Source organism: Parundibacterium terreum (assembly GCF_014636315.1).
Lineage (GTDB): Bacteria > Pseudomonadota > Gammaproteobacteria > Burkholderiales > Burkholderiaceae_D > Undibacterium > Undibacterium terreum.
In genome coordinates this window covers 1,257,354-1,278,292 of record NZ_BMED01000001.1, presented here as the reverse complement: position 1 = coordinate 1,278,292, position 20,939 = coordinate 1,257,354, and the positions used below count along the sequence as shown (strand labels likewise).

Genomic DNA, 20,939 nt, shown 5'->3' with positions numbered 1-20,939 from the left:
CCAAGACAAACGCATTTCACTCCTATTCAGGAAATGAGTTCTAGGCTTTCAGCGCATGCTGCAGTTGTTGCAGATCATAGGGCTTGGTCAGCAAGGTGCATTCCCTGCCGGAGGACAACTTCGGTTTTTCTCCGTAGCCGGATGCGAAGATGATGCGTATGCCGGGTATTTTTTCTGCGGCCTGTTCTGCCAGTTGCGTGCCGGAAAGGCCGGGCAGTTTAATGTCCGTCAGCAGTACATCGAAACGGCCGCTCTCCAGCAGCGTTAGCGCAGCCTCGGCGCTCGCAGCGCCTTGCACCTGGTAGCCCATCATTGCCAGAAAATCGCAGGCAGTATTGCGCAGGTCTTCATTATCTTCCACCAGAAGGATGGAAGTCATGCCGGGATTATCTGCATGGTTTCCTTGCTGGGTTTGCTGCAGTTGAGTTTTTTTCTGCTGCAGCTCTTTAGAGGCGGCTTCCAGCAGGTCGGCCTGCTCGCGGTTTGCCAGAATATGCCTGATCTTGCGCGCCAAGTCCTCACGGTGATAGGGTTTGCTGAGCAGTTCCACACCGTGATCCAGGCGGCCTCCATGCACGATGGCGCTTTGCGCATAGCCGGACGTGAACAGAATTTCCAGCCGCGGCAGATGCGATTTGGCGAGCCTGGCCAGCTCCGGGCTGCGCAAAGGGCCGGGCATCACAACATCGGTAAACAACAGGTCGATATGCATGCCGCTTTTTAGGATGGTCAGCGCGCTTTGTGCGTCGCTGGCTTTCAATACCTGGTAGCCTAGCCCGCGCAGCATATCCACCACCGTGGATTGCACGGAAATGTCGTCTTCCACCACCAGAATGGTTTCCGTGCCACCGCTGACAGGGCCGGGCAATATCGTTTGCAATTGCGTTTCTTCGGCCAGTACACGCGGCAGGTACAGGCGTACGGTTGTGCCATGTCCTACCTCGCTGTAAATATTGATGTGTCCCGCGCTCTGCTTGGCAAAGCCATAGGCCATACTGAGGCCCAGGCCGGTGCCTTCGCCTTCTGCCTTGGTCGTGAAGAAAGGATCGAAGGCACGCTCCTGTATTTCGGCAGACATGCCGGCGCCGGTATCGGAGACCGCAATCATCACGTATTCGCCGGGCGTCACGTCTTCATAACGGGCAGTGTATTGCCTGTCCAGCAGGGTGTTTGCCATTTCTATGGTCAGCTTGCCTTTACCCTTCATCGCATCGCGCGCATTGATGGCGATGTTGAGCAGCACATTTTCCAGCTGGTTGGGATCGGCCAGCGTATTCCATAGTCCGGCGGCAGTGATGGTTTCTATCTCCACCTCTTCACCCAGCGAACGGCGCAGCATGTCATCCATCTTGCTGACGGTGCGTCCCAGGTTCAGCACCGCAGGTTGCAGCGGCTGGCGCCGCGCGAAGGACAGCAACTGCGAAGACAGCTTTGCGCCCCGGGCAACTGCCTGGCCGGCAATCGACAGGCGCTTTTCGGCCTCCTTATTTCCGCTGACGTTGTCCGTCAGCAGTTGCAGGTTGCCGCTGATGACCTGCAGGATATTGTTGAAATCATGCGCGACCCCACCCGTCAGCTTGCCTATTGCTTCAAGCTTGGTCGCCTGCCGCAATGCAGATTGGGTTTCTTCCAGGGCGGTAGCTCCTTCTGCAATCATTTTTTCCAGTTGCTGCTGGTAGACCGCCACCTGGTCTTGGGCAGTTTTTTTGGCTGAAACATCGCTGCCCAGTACAAAAATACCGATAACCTCGCCTGCCTCAGAAAAGATCGGCTGGTACACCAGATCGACGTAGGCCGTTTCTGGCTCTGCATCGACAGATTTCTGCAGCACGACCTGCAGGGAATTGCCAACGAAGGTTTGTCCACTCGTATAAACGCTATCCAGCAATTCATAAAATCCCTGGCCTTCTATATCCGGCAGCGCCTGCCGCACCGGCCTGCCTATCAGGTTACGATGTCCCACCAGCTTGTAGTAGGCAGAGTTGACCAGTTCAAAGATGTGTGTAGGGCCCTTCAGGAAGGCGATAAAGGCGGGCGCTTGCTCAAACATGCTGCGCAACTGCTGCTCCTCCTGGCTGCGGGTGACGACGCGTTCTTCCAGTGTGCTGACCAGTACTTTCAGAGCAGTCTGCGCTTCTTCGCGTTCGCGTATCTGTTCCGCCAATTGCCGGTTAAGCTGTTCCAATTCATCCCTGGACTGATGGGCGGCGGTCACATCGTTGCAGATCACCAGCACCCCTTGGATGCCGTTCTCGTCAGCGATAGGGCTATATCCATAAGTCCACCAGACATTTTCTCGCTTGCCATGGCGGGTGACGGGAACCAGTTGGTCCACATGCCAGGTCGCACCTTTGCCGTTCATTACATCTTCTATCTGAGGGCCGATAATGTCCCAGATCTCGCCCCAGCAATCGCGCCCCGGCTGGCCGAGTGCGCTAGGGTGGCGTTCCGGACCCATGGTCTGGCGGTAGGCGTCATTGTAAAACTGGGTCAGTTCCTGGCCCCACCAGATGAACATCGGATGGTTGCTGGTTAACAGCAGGCGCAGCGTGGTCTTCAGGCTCTCGGGCCAGGTCTGCGGCAAACCCAGCGGCGTGTGTTGCCAGGGGTGGTGGCGCGTGAGCTCTCCCAGCTCACCGCCGCCATTCATAAAATCCAGATCGGAAGATGCCATGCTCAATTTGCAGCGCTCCTGTTCGTTGGTCTTGTTGCGCTTCTTAGTGCGCTTCTTAGTGCACTGCTTATTGCGCTTATGACGCTACTATGTCTGTCTGCATTTGCCACATTCCCAACCACAGTGAAGCAGCGATTGCTACTTCTGGTCGCATAAAAATTGTCGCGAAAAGTTCAAGGTGGTGCGGTTTATAGAGATTGCTTCTTTTGCCACATATCGCGAAGGATTGTACGCTAGGCTATTGCCGGCCACCAGAAAAACCATCGCATGCCGATAAACTTTATCTGCCAGTCCTCGGCCTTTATCCGTAGTCAGATGTATAACGCCAGGCCGCCCGCGGCACGGTTCGGTAGCGTACATTCTGTCGCTGATGCCAGTGCTACAGTCGAGAAATTATTCTGCCGGACATTGTTCTATGCCTATCCAACTGGAATGCGACCTTAATCTTCCTTCGGTGCCATTGCGGCAGCCTTGGCGGCAGTGCGTGGGTAGTTGCCATGCGCCGACCGCCTTGCGCGCAGACTGGCAGGCGCAATTGCGCCAGGCGCGGGAAGACCTGGGTTTTGAGTATGTGCGCTTCCACGGCATATTGTCGGACGACATGGGCACGCTGATCTGCCAGGACAACAAGTTCCTGTATTCCTTCTTCAATACCGACCAGGTGTTTGATTATCTGCTGTCGATAGGCATGCGGCCCATTGTAGAGCTGTCCTTCATGCCAACCGCCTTGTCTTCCGGCGGCGAGACCGTGTTTCACTACCGCGCCAATATCACGCCGCCACGCAATATGGCAGACTGGAGCGCGCTGATCCACAAGCTGGTATCGCACTGGGTACAGCGCTACGGCGTAGAAGAAGTATCGCGCTGGTATTTTGAAGTGTGGAACGAGCCCAATCTGCCAGCCTTTTGGACCGGCGGCCAGCAAGCCTATTTCGATCTGTACGAGGCCAGCGCCAATGCCATCAAGGGCGTGGATGCCGCCTTGCGGGTAGGCGGCCCGGCCACCGCGCAAAACGCCTGGCTGGATGAGTTCATGCAATTTTGCCGCGAACGCAAGCTGCCGGTAGATTTCGTCAGCACGCATTTTTATCCTACCGATGCCTTCGGTGAAATCGGCGCCGACACCCTCACGCAACTGGAACATGCGCCGCTGGACGTCATGCGTGAACGCGCTTTGGCCGCCAGGGATAGGGCCCAGGCTTTGCCCCTGCTGTATACCGAGTGGAATATCACCTCCAACCCGCGCGATCCGCTGCATGATTCCTCTTTTGCCGCCGCGCTAGCAGTGCGCATTGCGATGAGCGTGGACGATATTGTAGACGCCTACAGCTACTGGACATTCTCCGACATTTTTGAAGAAAATTATTTTCCCAGCCAGCCTTTCCATGGCGGCTTTGGCCTGCTGAACCTGCACGGCATCAAAAAACCCATCTATAAAGCCTTTGAACTGATGGCAGCACTAGGCGACCGCCATTATCCAATAGCACAGACCCACGGCACGGTCATGCTATGGGTGGGCGAGCAAAGCTATAACGCCATAGAAACGCATGTGCTGTGCATCAACCAGGCCATGCCGCGGCATGCTATTGCAACGGAAGACATCGCGCTCTGCCTGCACAACCAGCCTGGCCAGCGGGCCAGAGCAGTGACCATCAAGTCCATCAATGCCGACAATTGCAATCCCGCCTTGTTATGGCAGCAAATGGGCAGCCCTGAATATTTGAGCGCTGCCGAAATCACGGAGCTGCAACAATCCACCGAGCTGCTGGAAACGCAGGCCAGCTTTGAAACGCAGGGCAAGCAAACACTGCTCAGCTTCCAGGCCGCACCACAGTCCGTCACTTTTTTGCGTATAGAATGGGAGCATCAAGACCATGACGTACAGTCCGAATCCGCAAGTTCTGAACCAGCTGACACCTCCGCCGCCGCATCCCTTGCTCTCCAGTCTGCAGAAAGACTCGTTTGATTATTTCCTGCATGAGGTCAATGAAGCCAACGGCCTGATCCGCGACAAGACGGCAGACAACTGGCCGGCCAGCATCGCTGCGGTTGGCATGGCGCTCACCGTCTACCCTATCGGCGTGGAGCGCGGCTTCATGTCGCGCCAGCATGCAGTCAAACGCACGCTGACCACCTTGCGTTTCTTTGCCGCCAGCGAGCAAAGCACCTCGCCATCCGCCACCGGCTACAAGGGCTTCTACTATCATTTCATCGACATGGAAAGCGGCGCCCGCGCATGGAACTGCGAACTGTCCAGCATTGATACTGCCTTGCTGATCGCCGGCGTGCTCACGGCAGCGGCCTACTTCCAGCAGGATACGGAAGGGGAGGCAGAGATACGCAAGCTGGCAGACATGTTATACCGCCGCGTGGACTGGAAATGGATGATGAACGGCGCGCAGGTGATGTGCCATGGCTGGAAACCGGAGAGCGCCTTCCTGCCCTGGCATTGGGAAGGCTATGACGAGGCGCTGATCATGTATGTGCTGGCGCTGGGTTCGCCCACCCACCATATCCAGCCGGAAAACTATGCCGCCTGGATGAACAGTTATGAGTGGAAGGAAATCTACGGCATAGAGTACCTGTATGCCGGTCCTTTGTTCATTCACCAGCTATCGCACCTGTGGATAGATTTTCGCGGCATACGCGACGCCTTCATGCGCGATCATGATTGCGACTATTTCGAAAACAGCCGCCGCGCCACCCAGGTGCAGCAGCAATATGCGATCCGGAACCCCTTACGCTTTGAGCAGTACGGCGAATTTTGCTGGGGTGTGACCGCCAGCGACGGACCTGGTTTCATATCGCAAAAGATCAACGGTGTGGAGCGCAATTTTTACGATTACATCGCGCGCGGCGCGCCCTATGGCCCGGATGACGGCACGCTGGCCCCGTGGGCGGTAGCCGCCTGCCTGCCGTTTGCGCCGGAGATCGTGCTGCCGACGATAGAACATTTTTACAAGCTGCGCTTGCGTGAAGTGAACCCGTATGGTTTCAAGGCTTCCTTCTCGCCTACCTTCAAGTGTGTCAGTACACATAAGGTCGGCTGGGTATCGCCTTACCACTTCGGCATCAATGAAGGCCCCACCGTCATCATGATAGAAAACCATGAGCGCGACCTGATCTGGAGCCTCATGCGCAAATGCCCGCATATTGTGCTGGGTTTGCAGCGCGCGGGTTTTCAGGGTGGATGGATGGAACATATAGACTAGGCGGTAAAACATGGAAATCAGGCTTGATAACAAAGTAGCCTTGGTCACAGGCGCCAGCTCCGGCATTGGCCTGGCTATTGCACAGGCGCTGGCCGCCTGCGGCGCAAAAGTCTGCATCAACTATCGCGCCGATGCGGCCGAGGCGGCGAGGGCAGTGGATGCCATTACTTCCGCCGGCGGCAGCGCCTTCGCCGTGCAGGCCGATGTATCCGACCAGGCGCAGGTAAGCGCCATGTTCGCGCAACTGGAGAGCCGCTGGGTTAAGGCAGATATCCTGGTCAACTGCGCCGGTACCGACGGCAAGGCGGCATTGAGCTGGGAAGCCGATGCGGCTGAATGGAAGAAGGTGATAGAAGTCAATCTGTTCGGTGCTTTCTACTGCGCGCAGCAGGCGCTGCTAGGCATGACCAAAAAGAAATCCGGCGTCATTGTCAATATCACCTCCGTCCATGAAACCATCGCCTGGACCGGCTATAGCGCCTACACCTCCAGCAAGGCCGCCCTGTCCATGCTGACCAAGACCCTGGCGCAAGAGGCCGCCCCCTTCGGCGTGCGGGTACTGGCCGTTGCGCCCGGCGCCATCCAGACCGATATCAACAAGGCGGTATGGAGCAACCCCGCCAGCCTGCACGACCTGCAACACAAGATACCGCTGGCCAGGATGGGCCAAACCAGGGAGATCGCCGATATGGTGGCGGTGCTGGTGTCGGATACGGGGTCCTACATCACAGGCACCACAGTCTTCATTGATGGCGGCATGACGGATTATCCGGATTTTGCGCAGGGCGGGTAGAGCTGGGTCAGCGTTGTGTTTCCTCCGGGAGGGCTTCAGCCTCCAGGTTTTTCAGCCGATCGATAAACCATCGGCCAGCAGGTCCCGGTGGTTCTGAGGCTGGATGGTAGGCAGACACTGTCAGCATCATGCCGCTACGCGGCATGTCGTCGATGTCCAGTACCCGCAATGTGCCCTCCCCGATATCCCTCGCCACCATGTGCAGCGGCATGCTGCCCCATCCAACACAGTCCTTCAGAAAAGCATATTTGGTCGAGAGGTCGCCCAGCCGCCAGGTGAGGGGCGACAGCACGCCGTAATCTCGCCCCGCCAATAACTCTGATCGGTCGGTGAGAACGAGCTGCACATGTTTAGCCAGTTCACGGCGAGGAACGCGATGCTTGAATCTGGCGAGCGGATGGTTTGATGCAGCCACCATCACCAGACTTGTCTCACCAAGTCGCTCGCTGACCAGTGAAGGGAACGTGACAGGGAGCGCCACTAATATGCCCAAACTGCAGCGCCCATCCAGCACAGGCTGGTAAGCCGCACCCAGCCCTTCCACATAAAGCCTTAATGGAGTCAGTGGGAAGCGGTTGGAAAATTCCTTGGCTACTTTGCTGATCACTGCGGTCGGATAAAACACGTCGACCACCACCGAGAGTTCCGTTTCCAGCCCGGCTGCCATCAGCTTGGCGCGGGCCTTTAAGGTATCCACCCCCGAGACGATGTTTCGCGCATCTGCCAGCAGCAGGATGCCCTCGGGCGTGAGTTTTGGAAACCTCCCCGTTCGGTCAAACAGAATCACCCCAATCTGCTCCTCAAGACTGCTGACCCAGCCGCTGACAGCCGATTGCACGCGATTGAGCTTACGAGCGGCAGCCGAAAAACTTCCTTCATCGACTGCTGCAATAAAAGTTCTGAGTTGATCCAGCGAAACGCCATCCAGCATGGGAACTCCTTATATCTCAAATATAGATGGATTGCATCTCAATATATCATCTATTCAGCGGGGATGAAACGCCGGAAAATTCTTCCCATTCCCGTATCCCATGGGATGCGATCAAGTTTCATTGACCAGCCTTTTACCCTGCAGGAGTTTTTATGCGTACCATCTTTATTGCCGCGGCGCTTGCTGCCTCCACCTTTGCCGGCGCCGCTCACGCCGACGTCACAACTTATGTGATTGATCCCACACACACCTTCGTGAGTTTTGAAGTGCTTCACTTCGGCACATCCACCAATCGTGGTCGCTTCGATAAGAAAGCCGGCAGCGTCCAACTTGACATGGAATCCAAAACCGGAAAGGTGGAGCTGACGCTGGATACTGCTTCCATCAATACAGGCACAGCGGCGTTTGACCAGCATCTGCAAAGTGACAATTTTTTTAATGCTGCGAAATTTCCCAGCGCGAAATTTGTTGCCGATAAATTCAGATTCAATGGCGACAAGCTGACTGAGGTATCCGGCCAACTGAGTTTGCTTGGCAAGACCAACCCGGTTTTGTTGAAAGCCACTAACTTCAACTGCTATCTCAACCCTGTGCTCAAACGTGAGGTTTGCGGTGGTGATTTTGAAACCACCATTCTGCGTGATCAGTGGGGCATGAATTGGGGGCTGGAATATGGCATTCCCAACCAGATCGCGCTGAAGATCCAGGTCGAGGCCATCAAGCAGTAAGCGCTTCCATTTCCTCATTTTTTGCGTACTTTTTTTTCGGAGAACCACCATGCAACTTCTTCACCTTGATTCCAGCATACTTGGCGCAGCCTCAGTGAGCCGCCAGCTTTCTTCTGAAATCGTCGCGCGCCAACAGGCCTTGCATCCTGATATTCACATCACTTATCGCGATCTGGCAGCTGATCCGGCCCTGCACCTTTCAGGCACGCACCTGGCCGCGTTTCAAGGTGTAGCCAGTGATGATGCCTACATCAGTGCGGACCTGGTCAAGGGCGGCGCCTATCTGGATGAACTCTTCGCGGCAGACATCCTTGTCATTGGTGTGCCTATGTATAACCTGTCTGTCCCCACTCCATTGAAGGCATGGATAGACCGCATTTCCGTAGCCGGCAAGACCTTCCACTATACGGCCACTGGCCCTGAAGGTTTACTCAAAAACAAGAAGGTGTTTATCGCGTCTGCTCGTGGCGGCGTGTATTCGGCCGGCAGTCCGGCGGCGGCATTGGAACATCAGGAAAGCTACCTTACCGGGCTGCTGGCGTTCCTGGGTATTGCCGATGCAACTGTTGTGCGCGCAGAAGGAGTCGCCTTTGGGCCGGGAGCGAAGGAAGCTGCCGTAGCTCAAGCTTTAGAGCAGATCGCGTCCATTACTGCCTGATCATTCCAAACACCTTTATCTTTAGAGGGATTTCATCATGACTTATTCCATTATCGGTTCCGGCAATGTCGGTATCGCGCTCGCTCGCCAATTTGCACGCAACGGTATTGCCGTCGGCATAGCCAATACGCGCGGAGCGGACTCCATCACCGCGTTGGCCAAGGAGCTGGGTGAAGCCGTCACCCCTATGAGCCTGCAAAACGCATTCAAGGCGGACGTTATTATTCTTGCCGTCCCTTTCCGTGCGCACGCAGCAGTTGCGCAGGCTTTGCACAGTTGGGAGGGAAAAATCGTCGTGGATGCAATGAATACCTATGGTATTGCGCCGGAAGAGCTGAAAGGGCAGGCATCCTCAGATGTGGTAGCCGCAGCGTTTTCCGGTGCGAAGGTGGTCAAGACCTTCAACCAGTTGCCGGCAAAACTGCTCGCTGCCAACCCAGCGGAGGCCAGTGGACGGCGCGTCATGTTTGTCGCAGGCAATGATGAAACGGCCGCCGTCTGGATTGCCAATCTGGTCAGCGACCTGGGCTTTGCGCCTATCCAGCTCGGCAAAATCAATGAGGGCGGCGCCTTGCTTGGTTTGGGGGCGCCACTGGTGCTCCAGAATCTTATCAAGCTAGGTAACTGACTGTTGCGCAGGGGAGGACTGCGGATCAAAAATTAATTGAGAATGCGCGTCGCAAAGTGCTTTGAACTGGTACTGTGCAAAAAATTCGTCGACCAGGGGTAAAGGCAGCATAACGAGAAACATCACGCAACAAACAAGCGCTCTTTTCCAATAGTTAAAAAACCATCCTGATACTTTGTACGAAAAGCTTAGCGCCAGCAAAAACCAAATGCCCATTACGAGTAATAAAAATATTCCTGTCATCACCTGTTCCTTGTTTTAATTAAAACAGTCCATCGAATTTTGTGGATTCAGACTGTGTATGGTCATCACGTCATTCTTCATTTTTATCTTTCCCGCGCCGCCTCCTGCGTCGCCTTCTGCACCGGCGTCAGCAAGTACTCCAGCACGGTTCGCTTGCCCTGATTGATTAGTGGTGTTCCGAAAATTAGAAGTCGGAATAGGCCGGCGTTATTTGGGCCTGGACAGGTTTTAAAACTGAATGCAAAAACTGCTTCAGGCTGCTGCCCTGCGGGCAAAAATGATCTGTTACTGATAATCCGGATGCGGCCCAATGTAATGGAACACTCATTCCTGGAGCACGAAAATAACCTATGCGCTCAGCCAGAACTTCGTTTGTTCTCAAATCAATAATTCTGATACGTCCACCGCCAATCCACCGCTCACGTAATTCCCGTGTCGATAAATCATCAATCACATAACCGTAGTGGCTAGCGAGCTGTGCAACTTGTTCTTCCACAATTTCCAACTCAGGGTTTAAACGATTTTCAGCCCCTGGATACTTGTCACCAATTTTCTTGCCAGTAGGCTTCAGGTAAAAACGCTTGTAGGGAGGACCTTTACTGTCATACTTGATTTGCGTTTCAGCATAGATATAACCGCGTTTAGATGCGATGCGCTGATCATTTAAAAACTCTCCGGCACTGCTGGGATCACCTTGAGCATTTCCATATGGATCAATCATTCCGAATTGATCACGCAATTGACTGTCATAATCCGGGTGCCGCTCGTTTATCCGAAAAATCCCTTCAACGTTCTCTACCGTTTTATAGATTTTGTCGCCACCATATTTTGCACACAAGGCTTGCTCGTAAGCGACATCTTCTTTAAATTTTTGGTTTTCATCTAAGATCTGGTTGTACATCACACCCATCAAAATAAATGGAACCATGAAGAGCGCCATCACTACTCCGGCAGCGGTTTTGCGAAATTTAAAAAGCCATAAAATAATGCCTAAAACTGGGGCGGCCAGCCAGGAAATTATCCCCAAAAAAAGTATATGAACTATCTGAACCATTCTTGATTTTTCCTTAGTTTCTAATTTTTCGCGCAAAAAGAGAATTCGAATAGCGAGCATGTGTTCATAAGTTTTACCGTTCCCGCGCCGCCTTCTGCATCGGCGAAAAAAAATACTCCAGCACAGTCCGCTTGCCCTGATTGATCTTCGACACCACCTGCATGCCCGGTATGATCAATAGCTTGTTGTTAAAGAATGCGCGCAAATCGTGGTGTGTGGTGCCGCTATGATTTAAGAACGCTTCAGCGGCCATCTGGATATCGACCATTGGTGCGAATTTTTGGATTTGATTATTTTCCATAATTATTATCCTAGCTGCGATTTAAAAATCAGAATATGAAGGTGTAGGGCGGCTAGCTACTGGTTTTAAAACCGCATGTAAAAATCCTTTAATCCTGCTGTTGTATGGACAAATTCTTCGATTTTGATACGCAGATGCCCCCGGACCAATGCAATAGCGCCGCAGGCCCAATAGCTCTGAAGTATCCAACCCTTTCTGCAAGTAATTCGTTAGTCTGCAAGTCAATGACTTTAATGCGTCCACCGCCGATCCAACGTTCGCGCATCTCACGCGTAGAAATGTCTTCAATCAAATACCCATATCGGCTTGCTCGTTTTGAAACCTCTTCAGTCACAATTTCCAGTTCAGGGTTAGCTGCATTCGGAGCATATGCATGCTTTTCCCCAATTTTTTGACCAGTAGGTTTCAAATAGAAACGCTTATACGGCGGACCGTTAACTTTGTACGATAGTGGAGCTTCGATATATACATATCCGGCAGTTGAAGAAATTTGCTGCTCACTTAGAAATTCACCTGCGTTATTTGGATCTTCTTGCGCCGCCCCGTAGGGATCAATCATCCCAAATTGGTCGTGGAGTTGGTCGTCATAGTCAGGATGACGTTCCTTCATCCTAAAAATGCCTTCAACGTTGTCTACCGTCTTGTAGATGTGGTCTCCGCCATTCTTTGCGCAGAGTTCCTTCACATAGGCTACGTCTTCAGTGAATTTTCTATCTTCGGCTTTATTTTGTACGTACAGAACAATACTCAGCACAAATGGAGCAAAGAATAGGATCCCGGCTGTCCACCTGGCTGTTTTACGGAATTTCAGTAACCATAAAATTCCACCGAGTAGTAATGCCGCCATCCATGCCAGGCCGGTAAAAATTAGTACTCCGACGATCTGTTTCATTCTCGTCCTATTCTGCGAATTGCAGCCCCTCAACCAGACCGGTACTCGATGCGCCAATGGGAAGACCGGCCACATAACTTGCATCCGCAAGTAACGCATTAATATATGTGTCGTGTACTGTTGGCATAATCAAATCTCACTATTGTTTAGGAAGCGATGTTCGGGTTATTCCGATCTTGTCAAACGTAATAAACAATTCCCCATATCCTACTGGGGCGCAGAAAGCATCGAATAAAAACGGGGATGGGCTCTGCGTAAGGCCGAGGGAACGGCCCAAAAAACCTGCTTTTGCAAAGATTAGTTCGAAGCTGGCGACTGGCTCTCGTGTTTTTACATCGCGGAATCTCCACGTCTCGATAGTCATCGGCACCCAAGTCCCTTCAATGCTCTGGCGTCCAATTTTTTCCAAATAAATCGTTCTCCCTGCCGCGGTCTGCGGATCAAAAATTAGTTGGGAATGCGCCTGGCAAAGTGCTTTGAACTGGTCCTGTGCAAAAAATTCGTCGACCAGGGTAAGGGCAACATGACGAGAAACATCACGCAACAAGCAAGCGCTCTTTTCCAATAGTTAAAAAACCATCCTGATACTTTGTACGAAAAGCTTAGCGCCAGCAAAAACCAAATGCCCATTACGAGTAATAAAAATATTCCCGTCATCAACGGTTCCTTGTGTTAGTTGAGTCAGTCCATTTAACTCGCAGAGAATACATGACAAAATGAAAATTCATGATAATTTGCAATGTATAGATTTAATTTCCACTAGGCAACTACATTTTTTGACAGCTTGACATGTATCAGGAACCAACGAGAAGCATGCCCTTTAGCATTGGCTGTTTTTTCTGTAGGGGGGGAGGGGACGGCGGATAGGGGATAAGAGCAAACCTTGGGATTTGATAAAAGAGCATCGTAATTTGCGTCTAAACTATTAGTGCGCTAATCTATTTGCTTTAGAAAGGATAACTACCATGAACGCGCGCGCACTCCCTCCCAGACTTGACCAGCATTTATGCTTCAAGCTGTATTCCACGTCCCTGAAGATGACCCAGCTCTACAAGCCCATGCTGGCTAAGCTGAACTTAACTTATCCGCAATACCTGGTCATGGTCGTATTGTGGGAAGAAGAGGGCATAGGTATCAAAGACCTGGCTGAACGGCTGCAGCAAGATCCCGGTTCCATCACGCCGCTGGTAAAGCGCCTGGAAGCGGTGGGCTACGTCATACGCAGCCGCGATCCCCAGGATGAACGCAACCGGGTACTAACCCTGACCGAAGCAGGCAAGGCCTTGCGCGCGGATGGTGTCCGTGTCAGCCAATGCATTGCCCAGGCTTCCGGCATTACGATGGAAGATGTTGAGCAGATGATGAGCGGCATGACTAAGCTCAGCAAGAACCTCGATAACTAAGAGGCTATTGTGAAATTACCCTGGCGTTGTTGCCCTTGCAGGGCGCACATTGGCTGATAAGCCAATGTCGCTACGCAGGCGTGCAACATGTTGCACGAATTCCCTGCTACGCCCTCCTAGCCGGTGTAGTAGGGGTTTCGAGCAGCATGCTGCTCGCCTACGTAACGGTATTGCCCTACAAGGCAATACTCTTTCCCTATAGGGACAAAGGGGCTAAAGCACTGTCTTCGTCGGCGACGCCGAGCCAGGCTAATTTCGCAACAGCCTCTAAGCGTTTTACTGGCGCAGAAAAATTTTTTGAAAATATTTTGAAAAATAACTTGCGCGCTAACGATTAGTGTACTAAAGTGTGTTCATGGCACAGCACAAACGAGCGAGATGCCAGACATTAAGTTAGTGCGCTAATTATTAGCGTGAAATTAAAAATCACTCATTGGAAGGAATTATCATGAATAAGTCTATCAAACGTACTCTGCTGGCATCCGTCATCTTGTCTGCTGCCGCTATTGCTCCTGCATTTGCCCAAACTGCTGCTACCACGCCAGTGAATGACACTACGGTGGTCCTGGTACACGGCGCGTTTGCCGACGGTTCTAGCTGGAGCGGCGTTATCCCTCTGCTGCAAGCCAAGGGCGTGAAAGTGATTGCTGTGCAAAACCCACTGTCTTCACTGGCAGATGACGTTGCCGCAGCACAACGCGTGATCGATGCACAAACCGGCAAGGTCGTTCTGGTAGGCCATTCATGGGGTGGTGCGGTTATTACACAAGCCGGCGTCAGCGACAAGATCAAGGCACTGGTATATGTTGCCGCCTTTGCTCCTTCAGAAGGCCAGGCCCTGGGTACAGTAGGTAAAGACTATCCTTTGCCACCAGGCATCCCTACATTGAAACCAGATGCAAACGGTGATCTGACGCTGCCTGATGAATCCTATATCGCCAACTTTGCGCAGGATATCCCAGCAAAAACCGCAAAAGCCTTAGCTGCAACCCAAGGCTTGTTCCCTGCGAAAGCCTTTGGCGAACAAATCACTTTTGCTGCTTGGAAAAACAAACCTAACTATTACGTCGTTGCCGGCAACGACCGCATGATCGATCCAGGCCTGCAACGTGATTTCGCTAAAAAATTGCAAGCCGTAACTACCGTTGTGCCAGGCGCCAGCCACTCCGTCATGGTGTCCCAGCCACAGAAAGTCGCGGATGTGATCATGACCGCAGTGAATCGTTAATCTTTAAGCGTTAATTTTCAAGCTTTAAAGCGGGCCGCCGGCGGCCAACACCGCCGGCACACCGCTCAGTAATACTCAAGTAATACTTAATTTGCTTCATCACTCATTCATTTAAAGGAAATTATCATGTCTATCGAAAATGTTCTGTATCGCGCAAACGCAAAAGCCACTGGTGGTCGTGAAGGCCGTGCCGTATCGTCCGACAATGTACTGGACGTCAAACTGACTACGCCAAAAGAACTGGGCGGCTCTGGTGCAGTAGGCACCAACCCAGAACAATTGTTTGCTGCCGGTTATTCGGCTTGCTTCCTCGGTGCAATGAAATTCGTCGGCGGCCGCGACAAGATTGCCGTGCCAGCAGATGTGACCGTTGATGGTACAGTCGGCATCGGCCCGATCCCAACCGGCTTTGGTATCGAAGTGGAACTCAAAATATCCCTGCCAGGCATGGACCGCGCTACCGCAGAAAAACTGGTAGCCGCTGCTCACATCGTTTGCCCTTATTCCAATGCAACACGCGGCAATATCGACGTGACTCTGACAATCGTGTAATCCACTGTCCTGATCGCTTCGCGATAAAAAAGCCGGCACGGTTCATGATCGTGCCGGTTTTTTCACGAGCGGGCATTGGCAAAGTCTTTATCGGTTTTGTTGACTAGTACTATCAAGACCGTCTTGTACCGTCGGTCTTTGAGCTGCACGCAGCGCCGGTTTTCTATGCTGCTTAAAAAAATCCCACATCATCTTGCTTGCATCGGGACCTTCACAGGCACTGAATGCTGCGGAACAATCGCCACCGCTCCATGCATGTTCCAGCCCGCTGATCGCGCATACCCGCAGCATGGTTTTGCGCCCGATGCGGTAATCCAGGATCTGATGTGCGTGGCGCGGATGGGTTTTTGTTCGCCCGGCGGCGATGCTGCGTAACGGCATCGCATGTGCTGCATCGAGCCGGTTCATCGTGATGAACTGTTGTGCCAGTTGCGCCTGATTAATCGGGCGTACGATCTTGTCGGCCAAGCCCTGCAGCAATATGGCCGGCATGTTGGCTTGCGGATTGGGTAGCAGTTTGATCGCGCCTGCGGCGGCCTTGGCCGAGCCGTGCTGCATGACGGAGTAGGCGCCCACGGCAGTATGCCCGGCGCCAAATACAGGTCCTGAATGCAGGCCCACTGCAGCTATTTTGTCAGGCAGGGCGAGCGCCAGGATATGCGCCATCCCGGCGCCTGCAGACAGGCCCGCCGCGTAGATGCGCGTCTCATCAAGCCCGTTGCTTTGTACCACCTTGTCTATCAGGCCACTCAACAGCAGTGTCTCGCCGCCGCCTTCCTGCACCCGTTTGTCATACCAGGGCCAGCAGCGGTTTGCATGGCCGCGCAAGGACTGTTGCGGATATAAAACCGCAAAGCCTTGTTCCTCGGCCACCTGGTTCATTCGCGATCCTGTCGCAAATTGCGTGGCGGATTGGCCGCAGCCGTGCAGCATTACCACCAGCGGCAGCTTGCCTGTGTGCTCACGTTGTGGAATGTAAAGCCAATAGGCAAGCCTCCTCGTGCCTGAATGTTCTGCATCCGGTACTTGCGTGTAATAAGACGCCAGCCATTTTCCGGGTAGCGGGGCAGGGCCGGCCTGTGCCTTGGGTTTGGACTTGGTCTGCTGGGCCCGGCTGGATGCGACTTTTCCTGGAGATGTTTTCTTGGCAGAAGCTTTCTTCCGGGCAGGGCGCTTTGCGGGTGATGCAGAAGCCAGCAGCGCGGTCGCCAGTTTTTTCGTCGTGCGCTGCTGTGTCCTGGCGGCGCGCGCGATGCTTTTCCACAATGAGCGGCCAAAAGCTTTCAGCATGATGTGTCCTGGTTAAGGAAAAAATAATGACGGGGAGTAAGGTGGCAGAGATTTTTCAGATCGCAGCCTGATACTGCGGCGAGCGGCCTATAATTCTCAGCAGGCATTCCTCGTTTAAAAGTTTTGTGCTCTTTGGTTGCACTGCAATATTACTGAATCGTGAGTGCTTTCCGCATCGGACGCGGGCTTTCCCGCTTGTAAGATCAGGCGCTTACTTTCTGGTGCACCATTATTGGCAAGACGCATCACTGACGGCGCTTGGATGCAAGAGGAGACATGATGAACAATCCGGATACCGACAAAGTCTTTAGCGGCTCCGTTCCCAAGTGCTACCAAGATTATCTGGTGCCCTTGATCTTTGAACCGTATGCAGCAGATCTGGTGAGCCGGCTGCTTGCGCGGCCGCTTGCCAGCGTGCTGGAAATTGCCGCAGGCACCGGCGTTGTCACGCGCAAACTCGCATCGGCCTTGCCCGCGAAAGTGGAGATTGTCGCCACTGATCTGAACCAGGCCATGCTGGATATGGCCAGCAGTATCGGCACCCAGCGCGCAGTTGAGTGGCGCCAGGCCGATGCGATGCAATTGCCCTTTGACGATGCGAGCTTTGATGCGGTGGTGTGCCAGTTCGGCGTGATGTTCTTCCCGGATAAGGCCAAGGCTTTTTCAGAAGCGAAGCGGGTATTGCGCCCGGGCGGCATCTTCATCTTCAACGTGTGGGACCGCATAGAAGAAAACGAATTTGCGCACGTGGTGACGACGGCGCTGGCCGAGGTTTTTCCGCAAGACCCGCCGCGCTTCATGGTGCGCACGCCGCACGGCTATCATGATTTTGCGCAAATTGTGCAAGACCTGAGGGCCGGCGGCTTCACCGAGCCGCCACGTATTGCCACGGTGCCGGTTCGCTGCCAGGCTGAATCTGCACGCATTCCGGCCATTGCCCTTTGCCAGGGTACCCCCATGCGCGGCGAGATAGAGGCGCGCGGCAAAGACAGGCTGGAAGAGGCGACCGACGCCGCCGAGGCGGCCATTGCAATGATGTTCGGACGCGGCCCGGTGATAGGCAAGATACAGGCGCATATCGTTACCGTTGATCGCTGATGGGCAACCGGGCACCTCAGATGGCTTAGAGCGTAAAGGTGATGCCGGTCTGCTGTTCACTGATGGACCACAGGCGCTCGGCAAACCCGGGGTCGATGGCCCATGGCTTCACGCCGAAATCTTCCTTGGAATCTGCCGCTACTGCATGCGCGATGTCGGCGTCTTCGCAATACACCCCGCCCAGACCCTGTAGTTGCGGGTTTGCTGCGCACCATACGCTGGTGGCTGCGCCCTGGTTGGGGGTCTTGTACCTTTCTGCATTGATGAGCTGGCCTTCTTCGTCCAGCACGCCCATGGTCCGCAAGTCTTCATCGCTCAGATAGCGCTTCAGGTCGGTATCCAAAATGCGGCCAGGATGGAGAGAGAACGCGCGTATGCCGTGGCGTGCACCGCGCTTGTCCAGTTCCAGCGCAAACAGGATATTGGCGGTCTTTGATTGGCCGTAGGCTTTCCATTTGTCATATTCCCGGTGCTGGAAATGCGTATCTTCAAGCGACACGCCGCTAAAGTGATGTCCACGCGAGGATACGGAAACCACGCGGGCGCCGCCGGCATTGCCCGCGCTGCGCAAGGCCGGCAACAATCCCGCCGTCAGCTGAAAATGGCCAAGATGATTTGCCGCGAAATGGAGTTCATAACCGCGGCTGTCGTGTTGCAGCGGCAGAGCCATGATCCCCGCATTGTTGACCAGGATGTGCAAAGGCCGGCCGGAAGCGACAAAGTTCTGTGCAAACCGGGTGATGGAGGTAGGGTCGAGCAGATCGAGCACGCCCTGTTCCACGCGTGGGATACCAGCCAGCGCCGCCCGCGCCTTGTCCGGCGAGCGCGAGGCGACGATCACGTGGGCACCGGCCTCGGCCAGCGCGCGGGTGGTTTCCAGGCCCAGTCCGGAGTGGCCGCCGGTCACGATCGCAATCTTGCCGCTCAGATCGACGCCGCCCAGTGCCTGTTGCGCGCTGGTGTGCTTGCCAAAGCCTGAGTTTATCTGGGACTGCTGGCTATTTTGAGTGCTGTTTTGTGCGGTGTTCATCGTGGCTCCTATAAGAAGAAATCATGGCTGCGCCGTTCGCTGCTTGCTGAGCGGCTTCGTCAGTCGGTGCTTGATCATATTCGCCGTTGCCTGGATAATCCATGCAGAATAATCTTTAAATTTTGCTGGATCGTCCAAAAATCTATCTATGGATCCCTTATCGGATGTATTGTCTTTATTGAATGCGCGCGGTGTGCTCTCTGCACGCCTCGCCGTGGGTGGAGAATGGTGTCTGCAATTCCCCGGTTATAAAGGACTCAAGTTCAATACGCTGGCAGAAGGAAGTTGCTGGCTGGCGATGGAGGGAAGTGGGCAGCCGGTGCAGTTGCGGGCCGGCGATTGTTATCTGTTGACCGATGGCCGCCCGTATAAACTGGCTAGCGATCTGGCATTGCCTGTGGTGGATGCGCGTGAACTGTATGCGCGTGTCGTTAACCGGGCGGTGCAATATGGCGATAATCCCGACACCTTGCTGATAGGCGGCAAATTCAGCCTGGATGCCGCAAACGCGGCTTTTTTCCTGGATAGCCTGCCGCCGCTGATCCATATTCCTGCGGGCTCCGACCAGGCCGATGTACTGCTGTGGGTGCTGAAGCGCCTGGCCGCCGAGCAGTTGGGAGATGCAATCGGCACCTCCACGATGGCGGAGCATCTGGCCCATATCATGCTGGTGCAAACACTGCGTGCCTACCTGGCCAGCGATACCCGTGCTTTATCCGGCTGGATGGCAGCGCTGGCCGACGCAAAAATAGGCGCCGCACTTGGCTTGATGCATGGAGCGCCTACCCAGCGCTGGACCCTGGCAGAACTGGCCAGTTCGGTGGGCATGTCGCGCTCTGCGTTCGCATTACGCTTTAAAAATCTGGTCGGGACGAGCCCGCTGGATTACCTGCTGCGCTGGCGCATGCGGCTGGCGGGCCAGAGTCTTGCAAACAGCAAGGCATCTGTCTCTTCCATAGGGCTATCGTTCGGCTACGAATCTGAAAGCGCCTTCAGCAATGCATTCAAGCGGGTAATGGGACTCCCGCCCAGGGAATATCGCTCTGGCTTAACGGCCTCCGAGCCTGCCGCAAACGAGCATACAGATTTGGCGCAGCAAGACTAACACGATGCTACTGCGGTGGCCGCCGTATCAATAATCACCAGCGTGCCGCTGCTGCCTGCCAGTACCGCATGTGGGGTGCCTGCCTGGACGATGTAAAGCTCACCTGCGCCGACCCTGATCTCCTGGCCAGAAACACTCAGCAGCATCTGCCCGTCCAGCACCAGTAAAGCCTCATCCTGCGCATGGGTTTCTTCATGATAGGCTTGCGCATCCATGCGTACGACCTTGATGCGTGCAGGCCCGGCCGTGCCTACCAGTTGCGAAGCCCAGGATGCCGGCAAGCCGGCGGCGATTTGAGTGAGTTGATGCTTGGACAAGAGGGGCTCCGTGATGATGGGAGCCTTATTGTGCGAAAAAATAGCCTTGCCGGATAGGACAAAATTGCGGTTGCCGGGTATCACGATGGGGCAGTGCATTCATCATGCGGTTCGCAGCCAATTGGGCACCGGGCCTGCCGCATCGGCGTATACGTCCCAGCTAGAATGTCCGGGAGCATGGCCGGCAGCAAGAAGCAGCGTGCGTGCCAGGTCTATACGTGCGATACCCATCGCCATGTCCAGTTTGTGCTGCGGGGGAGTGGCGGCGATAGCCGTCTGGCTGGCCGCTGTATCGCTTAATTTTGGCGCCCGGCAGATGATATAGGGCAGGCTGCTGTTCTGCAGTGCCTGCTCGCGGTCGAGAATATTTTTTTGCATGCCGCGCTTGGCTGCATTGAGTAAATGCCAGACCCAGGACGGCTGGTTGGCGCCAATGACGGAGAGCAGGATGAATTTTGGTGCAGAGCCAAATTTGGTTGCGGCACTTTCGCAAGCCTGTATCGCATTCACGCAGCCCTGGTACATCACGGCGCGTATGCTTTCCCGCGAGTTGAACAGGCCGTGGATATCGACTGTAAAAAAAACCGCATCAAACTGGCCGTCCAGCGCCGCTGAGATTGCCTTGGCATCGGTAATATCGGCGGCATAGGGTTCGATGAATTCGCTCTTCTGCGGTGGATGGCGGGATATCGCGCGTACGGCAAGCTGTTGGCTTTCCAGATGCCGCACCAGCGCTAATCCGGTGCCACTGCTGGCGCCAATGACTGCATATCGGGACATAGTGAACTTTCTGTATGAATTT

The 20,939-nt window shown here is 54.2% G+C and carries 23 protein-coding genes; 12 read left to right on the top strand and 11 right to left on the bottom strand.

The genetic code is table 11. From position 1 onward, the window contains the following. Positions 1-40 precede the first annotated feature (40 nt). Positions 41-2,674 carry a hybrid sensor histidine kinase/response regulator gene (locus tag IEW12_RS05990; RefSeq protein WP_188565025.1) on the bottom strand — a complete coding sequence of 878 codons (2,634 nt, stop codon included), beginning with the start codon at positions 2,672-2,674 and terminating at the stop codon, positions 41-43. 415 nt (positions 2,675-3,089) lie between these two features. On the opposite strand from IEW12_RS05990, the gene IEW12_RS05985 reads away from it, so the two are divergent. The 3 genes from IEW12_RS05985 to fabG are packed head-to-tail and all read left to right on the top strand — an operon-like array spanning position 3,090 to position 6,679. After that, positions 3,090-4,640: a GH39 family glycosyl hydrolase gene (locus IEW12_RS05985; RefSeq protein WP_188565024.1), complete on the top strand. Its 1,551-nt coding sequence runs from the start codon at positions 3,090-3,092 to the stop codon at positions 4,638-4,640. Next, the gene (locus IEW12_RS05980; RefSeq protein WP_188565023.1) at positions 4,549-5,886 is read left to right on the top strand and encodes a glucoamylase family protein; all 1,338 of its coding nucleotides are present in this window, start codon (positions 4,549-4,551) and stop codon (positions 5,884-5,886) included. Before IEW12_RS05985 ends, IEW12_RS05980 begins: the two co-directional genes overlap by 92 nt. Positions 5,887-5,896: 10 nt before the next feature. Then, entirely contained in the window at positions 5,897-6,679 is a 783-nt protein-coding gene (gene fabG, locus IEW12_RS05975; RefSeq protein WP_188565022.1) for a 3-oxoacyl-ACP reductase FabG, read from the top strand. A gap of 7 nt (positions 6,680-6,686) precedes the next feature. On the opposite strand, the gene IEW12_RS05970 is transcribed toward fabG, so the two are convergent. Further along, positions 6,687-7,610, bottom strand: a complete 924-nt coding sequence (locus tag IEW12_RS05970; protein WP_188565021.1) for a LysR family transcriptional regulator — start codon at positions 7,608-7,610, stop codon at positions 6,687-6,689. Positions 7,611-7,762: 152 nt separating this feature from the next. Between IEW12_RS05970 and IEW12_RS05965 the strand changes: the two genes are divergently transcribed. Genes IEW12_RS05965 through IEW12_RS05955 form a run of 3 tightly spaced genes read left to right on the top strand, consistent with a single transcriptional unit; the run spans position 7,763 to position 9,624 of the window. Next, positions 7,763-8,338 carry a YceI family protein gene (locus IEW12_RS05965; RefSeq protein ID WP_188565020.1) on the top strand — a complete coding sequence of 192 codons (576 nt, stop codon included), beginning with the start codon at positions 7,763-7,765 and terminating at the stop codon, positions 8,336-8,338. Positions 8,339-8,387: 49 nt separating this feature from the next. Continuing rightward, positions 8,388-8,996 (top strand): FMN-dependent NADH-azoreductase, encoded by a 609-nt coding sequence (locus tag IEW12_RS05960; RefSeq protein ID WP_188565019.1) that lies wholly within the window; start codon positions 8,388-8,390, stop codon positions 8,994-8,996. A gap of 37 nt (positions 8,997-9,033) precedes the next feature. Next, positions 9,034-9,624, top strand: coding sequence for an NADPH-dependent F420 reductase (locus IEW12_RS05955; protein WP_188565018.1), 591 nt, complete (start codon positions 9,034-9,036; stop codon positions 9,622-9,624). Here the strand turns inward: IEW12_RS05955 and IEW12_RS05950 are convergent. From IEW12_RS05950 to IEW12_RS05930, 5 genes are all read right to left on the bottom strand, one after another. Further along, positions 9,613-9,867: a hypothetical protein gene (locus IEW12_RS05950; RefSeq protein WP_188565017.1), complete on the bottom strand. Its 255-nt coding sequence runs from the start codon at positions 9,865-9,867 to the stop codon at positions 9,613-9,615. The two genes, IEW12_RS05955 and IEW12_RS05950, sit on opposite strands and share 12 nt — an antisense overlap. Before the next feature lie 184 nt (positions 9,868-10,051). Beyond that, the gene (locus IEW12_RS05945; RefSeq protein WP_188565016.1) at positions 10,052-10,981 is read right to left on the bottom strand and encodes a hypothetical protein; all 930 of its coding nucleotides are present in this window, start codon (positions 10,979-10,981) and stop codon (positions 10,052-10,054) included. 13 nt (positions 10,982-10,994) lie between these two features. Further along, complete coding sequence (locus tag IEW12_RS05940; protein ID WP_188565015.1) at positions 10,995-11,222, bottom strand: hypothetical protein; 228 nt, start codon at positions 11,220-11,222, stop codon at positions 10,995-10,997. Between the two features lie 88 nt (positions 11,223-11,310). Beyond that, the gene (locus tag IEW12_RS05935; protein WP_188565014.1) at positions 11,311-12,114 is read right to left on the bottom strand and encodes a hypothetical protein; all 804 of its coding nucleotides are present in this window, start codon (positions 12,112-12,114) and stop codon (positions 11,311-11,313) included. Positions 12,115-12,253: 139 nt separating this feature from the next. Further along, positions 12,254-12,661 (bottom strand): hypothetical protein, encoded by a 408-nt coding sequence (locus IEW12_RS05930; protein ID WP_188565013.1) that lies wholly within the window; start codon positions 12,659-12,661, stop codon positions 12,254-12,256. A gap of 418 nt (positions 12,662-13,079) precedes the next feature. Between IEW12_RS05930 and IEW12_RS05925 the strand changes: the two genes are divergently transcribed. The 4 genes from IEW12_RS05925 (at position 13,080) to IEW12_RS05910 (ending at position 15,297) form a co-directional block, all read left to right on the top strand. Then, positions 13,080-13,517 carry a MarR family winged helix-turn-helix transcriptional regulator gene (locus IEW12_RS05925; RefSeq protein ID WP_188565012.1) on the top strand — a complete coding sequence of 146 codons (438 nt, stop codon included), beginning with the start codon at positions 13,080-13,082 and terminating at the stop codon, positions 13,515-13,517. Positions 13,518-13,663: 146 nt separating this feature from the next. Continuing rightward, positions 13,664-13,855: a hypothetical protein gene (locus IEW12_RS05920; protein WP_188565011.1), complete on the top strand. Its 192-nt coding sequence runs from the start codon at positions 13,664-13,666 to the stop codon at positions 13,853-13,855. A 110-nt stretch (positions 13,856-13,965) separates the two neighbouring features. Further along, positions 13,966-14,745 (top strand): alpha/beta hydrolase, encoded by a 780-nt coding sequence (locus tag IEW12_RS05915; RefSeq protein WP_188565010.1) that lies wholly within the window; start codon positions 13,966-13,968, stop codon positions 14,743-14,745. Positions 14,746-14,871: 126 nt separating this feature from the next. Next, positions 14,872-15,297, top strand: a complete 426-nt coding sequence (locus IEW12_RS05910; RefSeq protein WP_188565009.1) for an organic hydroperoxide resistance protein — start codon at positions 14,872-14,874, stop codon at positions 15,295-15,297. An 87-nt stretch (positions 15,298-15,384) separates the two neighbouring features. Here the strand turns inward: IEW12_RS05910 and IEW12_RS05905 are convergent, their stop codons facing one another. Next, positions 15,385-16,587 carry an extracellular catalytic domain type 1 short-chain-length polyhydroxyalkanoate depolymerase gene (locus IEW12_RS05905; RefSeq protein WP_188565008.1) on the bottom strand — a complete coding sequence of 401 codons (1,203 nt, stop codon included), beginning with the start codon at positions 16,585-16,587 and terminating at the stop codon, positions 15,385-15,387. A 279-nt stretch (positions 16,588-16,866) separates the two neighbouring features. Between IEW12_RS05905 and IEW12_RS05900 the strand changes: the two genes are divergently transcribed. Further along, positions 16,867-17,685 (top strand): class I SAM-dependent methyltransferase, encoded by an 819-nt coding sequence (locus IEW12_RS05900; RefSeq protein ID WP_188565680.1) that lies wholly within the window; start codon positions 16,867-16,869, stop codon positions 17,683-17,685. A 25-nt stretch (positions 17,686-17,710) separates the two neighbouring features. Here IEW12_RS05900 and IEW12_RS05895 read toward each other — a convergent pair whose 3' ends face one another. Then, entirely contained in the window at positions 17,711-18,715 is a 1,005-nt protein-coding gene (locus tag IEW12_RS05895) for an oxidoreductase (RefSeq protein WP_188565007.1), read from the bottom strand. A 148-nt stretch (positions 18,716-18,863) separates the two neighbouring features. On the opposite strand from IEW12_RS05895, the gene IEW12_RS05890 reads away from it, so the two are divergent. Further along, on the top strand, positions 18,864-19,820 hold the full coding sequence (locus IEW12_RS05890) for an AraC family transcriptional regulator (protein WP_188565006.1): 957 nt from the start codon (positions 18,864-18,866) through the stop codon (positions 19,818-19,820). On the opposite strand, the gene IEW12_RS05885 is transcribed toward IEW12_RS05890, so the two are convergent. Further along, positions 19,817-20,236: a cupin domain-containing protein gene (locus IEW12_RS05885; RefSeq protein WP_188565005.1), complete on the bottom strand. Its 420-nt coding sequence runs from the start codon at positions 20,234-20,236 to the stop codon at positions 19,817-19,819. The genes IEW12_RS05890 and IEW12_RS05885 overlap by 4 nt on opposite strands. A gap of 3 nt (positions 20,237-20,239) precedes the next feature. Continuing rightward, positions 20,240-20,917, bottom strand: coding sequence for an NAD(P)H-binding protein (locus tag IEW12_RS05880; protein WP_188565004.1), 678 nt, complete (start codon positions 20,915-20,917; stop codon positions 20,240-20,242). Positions 20,918-20,939 lie beyond the last annotated feature (22 nt).

Bases quoted from the DNA above. Each gene is read 5' to 3' on its own strand.
- IEW12_RS05960 (WP_188565019.1), top strand. From the start codon at position 8,388: ATGCAACTTCTTCACCTTGATTCCAGCATACTTGGCGCAGCCTCAGTG.
- IEW12_RS05885 (WP_188565005.1), bottom strand. From the start codon at position 20,236: ATGCACTGCCCCATCGTGATACCCGGCAACCGCAATTTTGTCCTATCC.
- IEW12_RS05925 (WP_188565012.1), top strand. From the start codon at position 13,080: ATGAACGCGCGCGCACTCCCTCCCAGACTTGACCAGCATTTATGCTTC.
- IEW12_RS05940 (WP_188565015.1), bottom strand. From the start codon at position 11,222: ATGGAAAATAATCAAATCCAAAAATTCGCACCAATGGTCGATATCCAG.
- IEW12_RS05890 (WP_188565006.1), top strand. From the start codon at position 18,864: ATGGATCCCTTATCGGATGTATTGTCTTTATTGAATGCGCGCGGTGTG.
- IEW12_RS05970 (WP_188565021.1), bottom strand. From the start codon at position 7,610: ATGCTGGATGGCGTTTCGCTGGATCAACTCAGAACTTTTATTGCAGCA.
- IEW12_RS05985 (WP_188565024.1), top strand. From the start codon at position 3,090: ATGCCTATCCAACTGGAATGCGACCTTAATCTTCCTTCGGTGCCATTG.
- IEW12_RS05905 (WP_188565008.1), bottom strand. From the start codon at position 16,587: ATGCTGAAAGCTTTTGGCCGCTCATTGTGGAAAAGCATCGCGCGCGCC.
- IEW12_RS05945 (WP_188565016.1), bottom strand. From the start codon at position 10,981: ATGCTCGCTATTCGAATTCTCTTTTTGCGCGAAAAATTAGAAACTAAG.
- IEW12_RS05915 (WP_188565010.1), top strand. From the start codon at position 13,966: ATGAATAAGTCTATCAAACGTACTCTGCTGGCATCCGTCATCTTGTCT.
- IEW12_RS05895 (WP_188565007.1), bottom strand. From the start codon at position 18,715: ATGAACACCGCACAAAACAGCACTCAAAATAGCCAGCAGTCCCAGATA.
- IEW12_RS05965 (WP_188565020.1), top strand. From the start codon at position 7,763: ATGCGTACCATCTTTATTGCCGCGGCGCTTGCTGCCTCCACCTTTGCC.
- IEW12_RS05900 (WP_188565680.1), top strand. From the start codon at position 16,867: ATGAACAATCCGGATACCGACAAAGTCTTTAGCGGCTCCGTTCCCAAG.
- IEW12_RS05910 (WP_188565009.1), top strand. From the start codon at position 14,872: ATGTCTATCGAAAATGTTCTGTATCGCGCAAACGCAAAAGCCACTGGT.
- IEW12_RS05920 (WP_188565011.1), top strand. From the start codon at position 13,664: ATGCTGCTCGCCTACGTAACGGTATTGCCCTACAAGGCAATACTCTTT.
- IEW12_RS05935 (WP_188565014.1), bottom strand. From the start codon at position 12,114: ATGAAACAGATCGTCGGAGTACTAATTTTTACCGGCCTGGCATGGATG.
- fabG (WP_188565022.1), top strand. From the start codon at position 5,897: ATGGAAATCAGGCTTGATAACAAAGTAGCCTTGGTCACAGGCGCCAGC.
- IEW12_RS05980 (WP_188565023.1), top strand. From the start codon at position 4,549: ATGACGTACAGTCCGAATCCGCAAGTTCTGAACCAGCTGACACCTCCG.
- IEW12_RS05955 (WP_188565018.1), top strand. From the start codon at position 9,034: ATGACTTATTCCATTATCGGTTCCGGCAATGTCGGTATCGCGCTCGCT.
- IEW12_RS05990 (WP_188565025.1), bottom strand. From the start codon at position 2,674: ATGGCATCTTCCGATCTGGATTTTATGAATGGCGGCGGTGAGCTGGGA.
- IEW12_RS05950 (WP_188565017.1), bottom strand. From the start codon at position 9,867: ATGACAGGAATATTTTTATTACTCGTAATGGGCATTTGGTTTTTGCTG.
- IEW12_RS05880 (WP_188565004.1), bottom strand. From the start codon at position 20,917: ATGTCCCGATATGCAGTCATTGGCGCCAGCAGTGGCACCGGATTAGCG.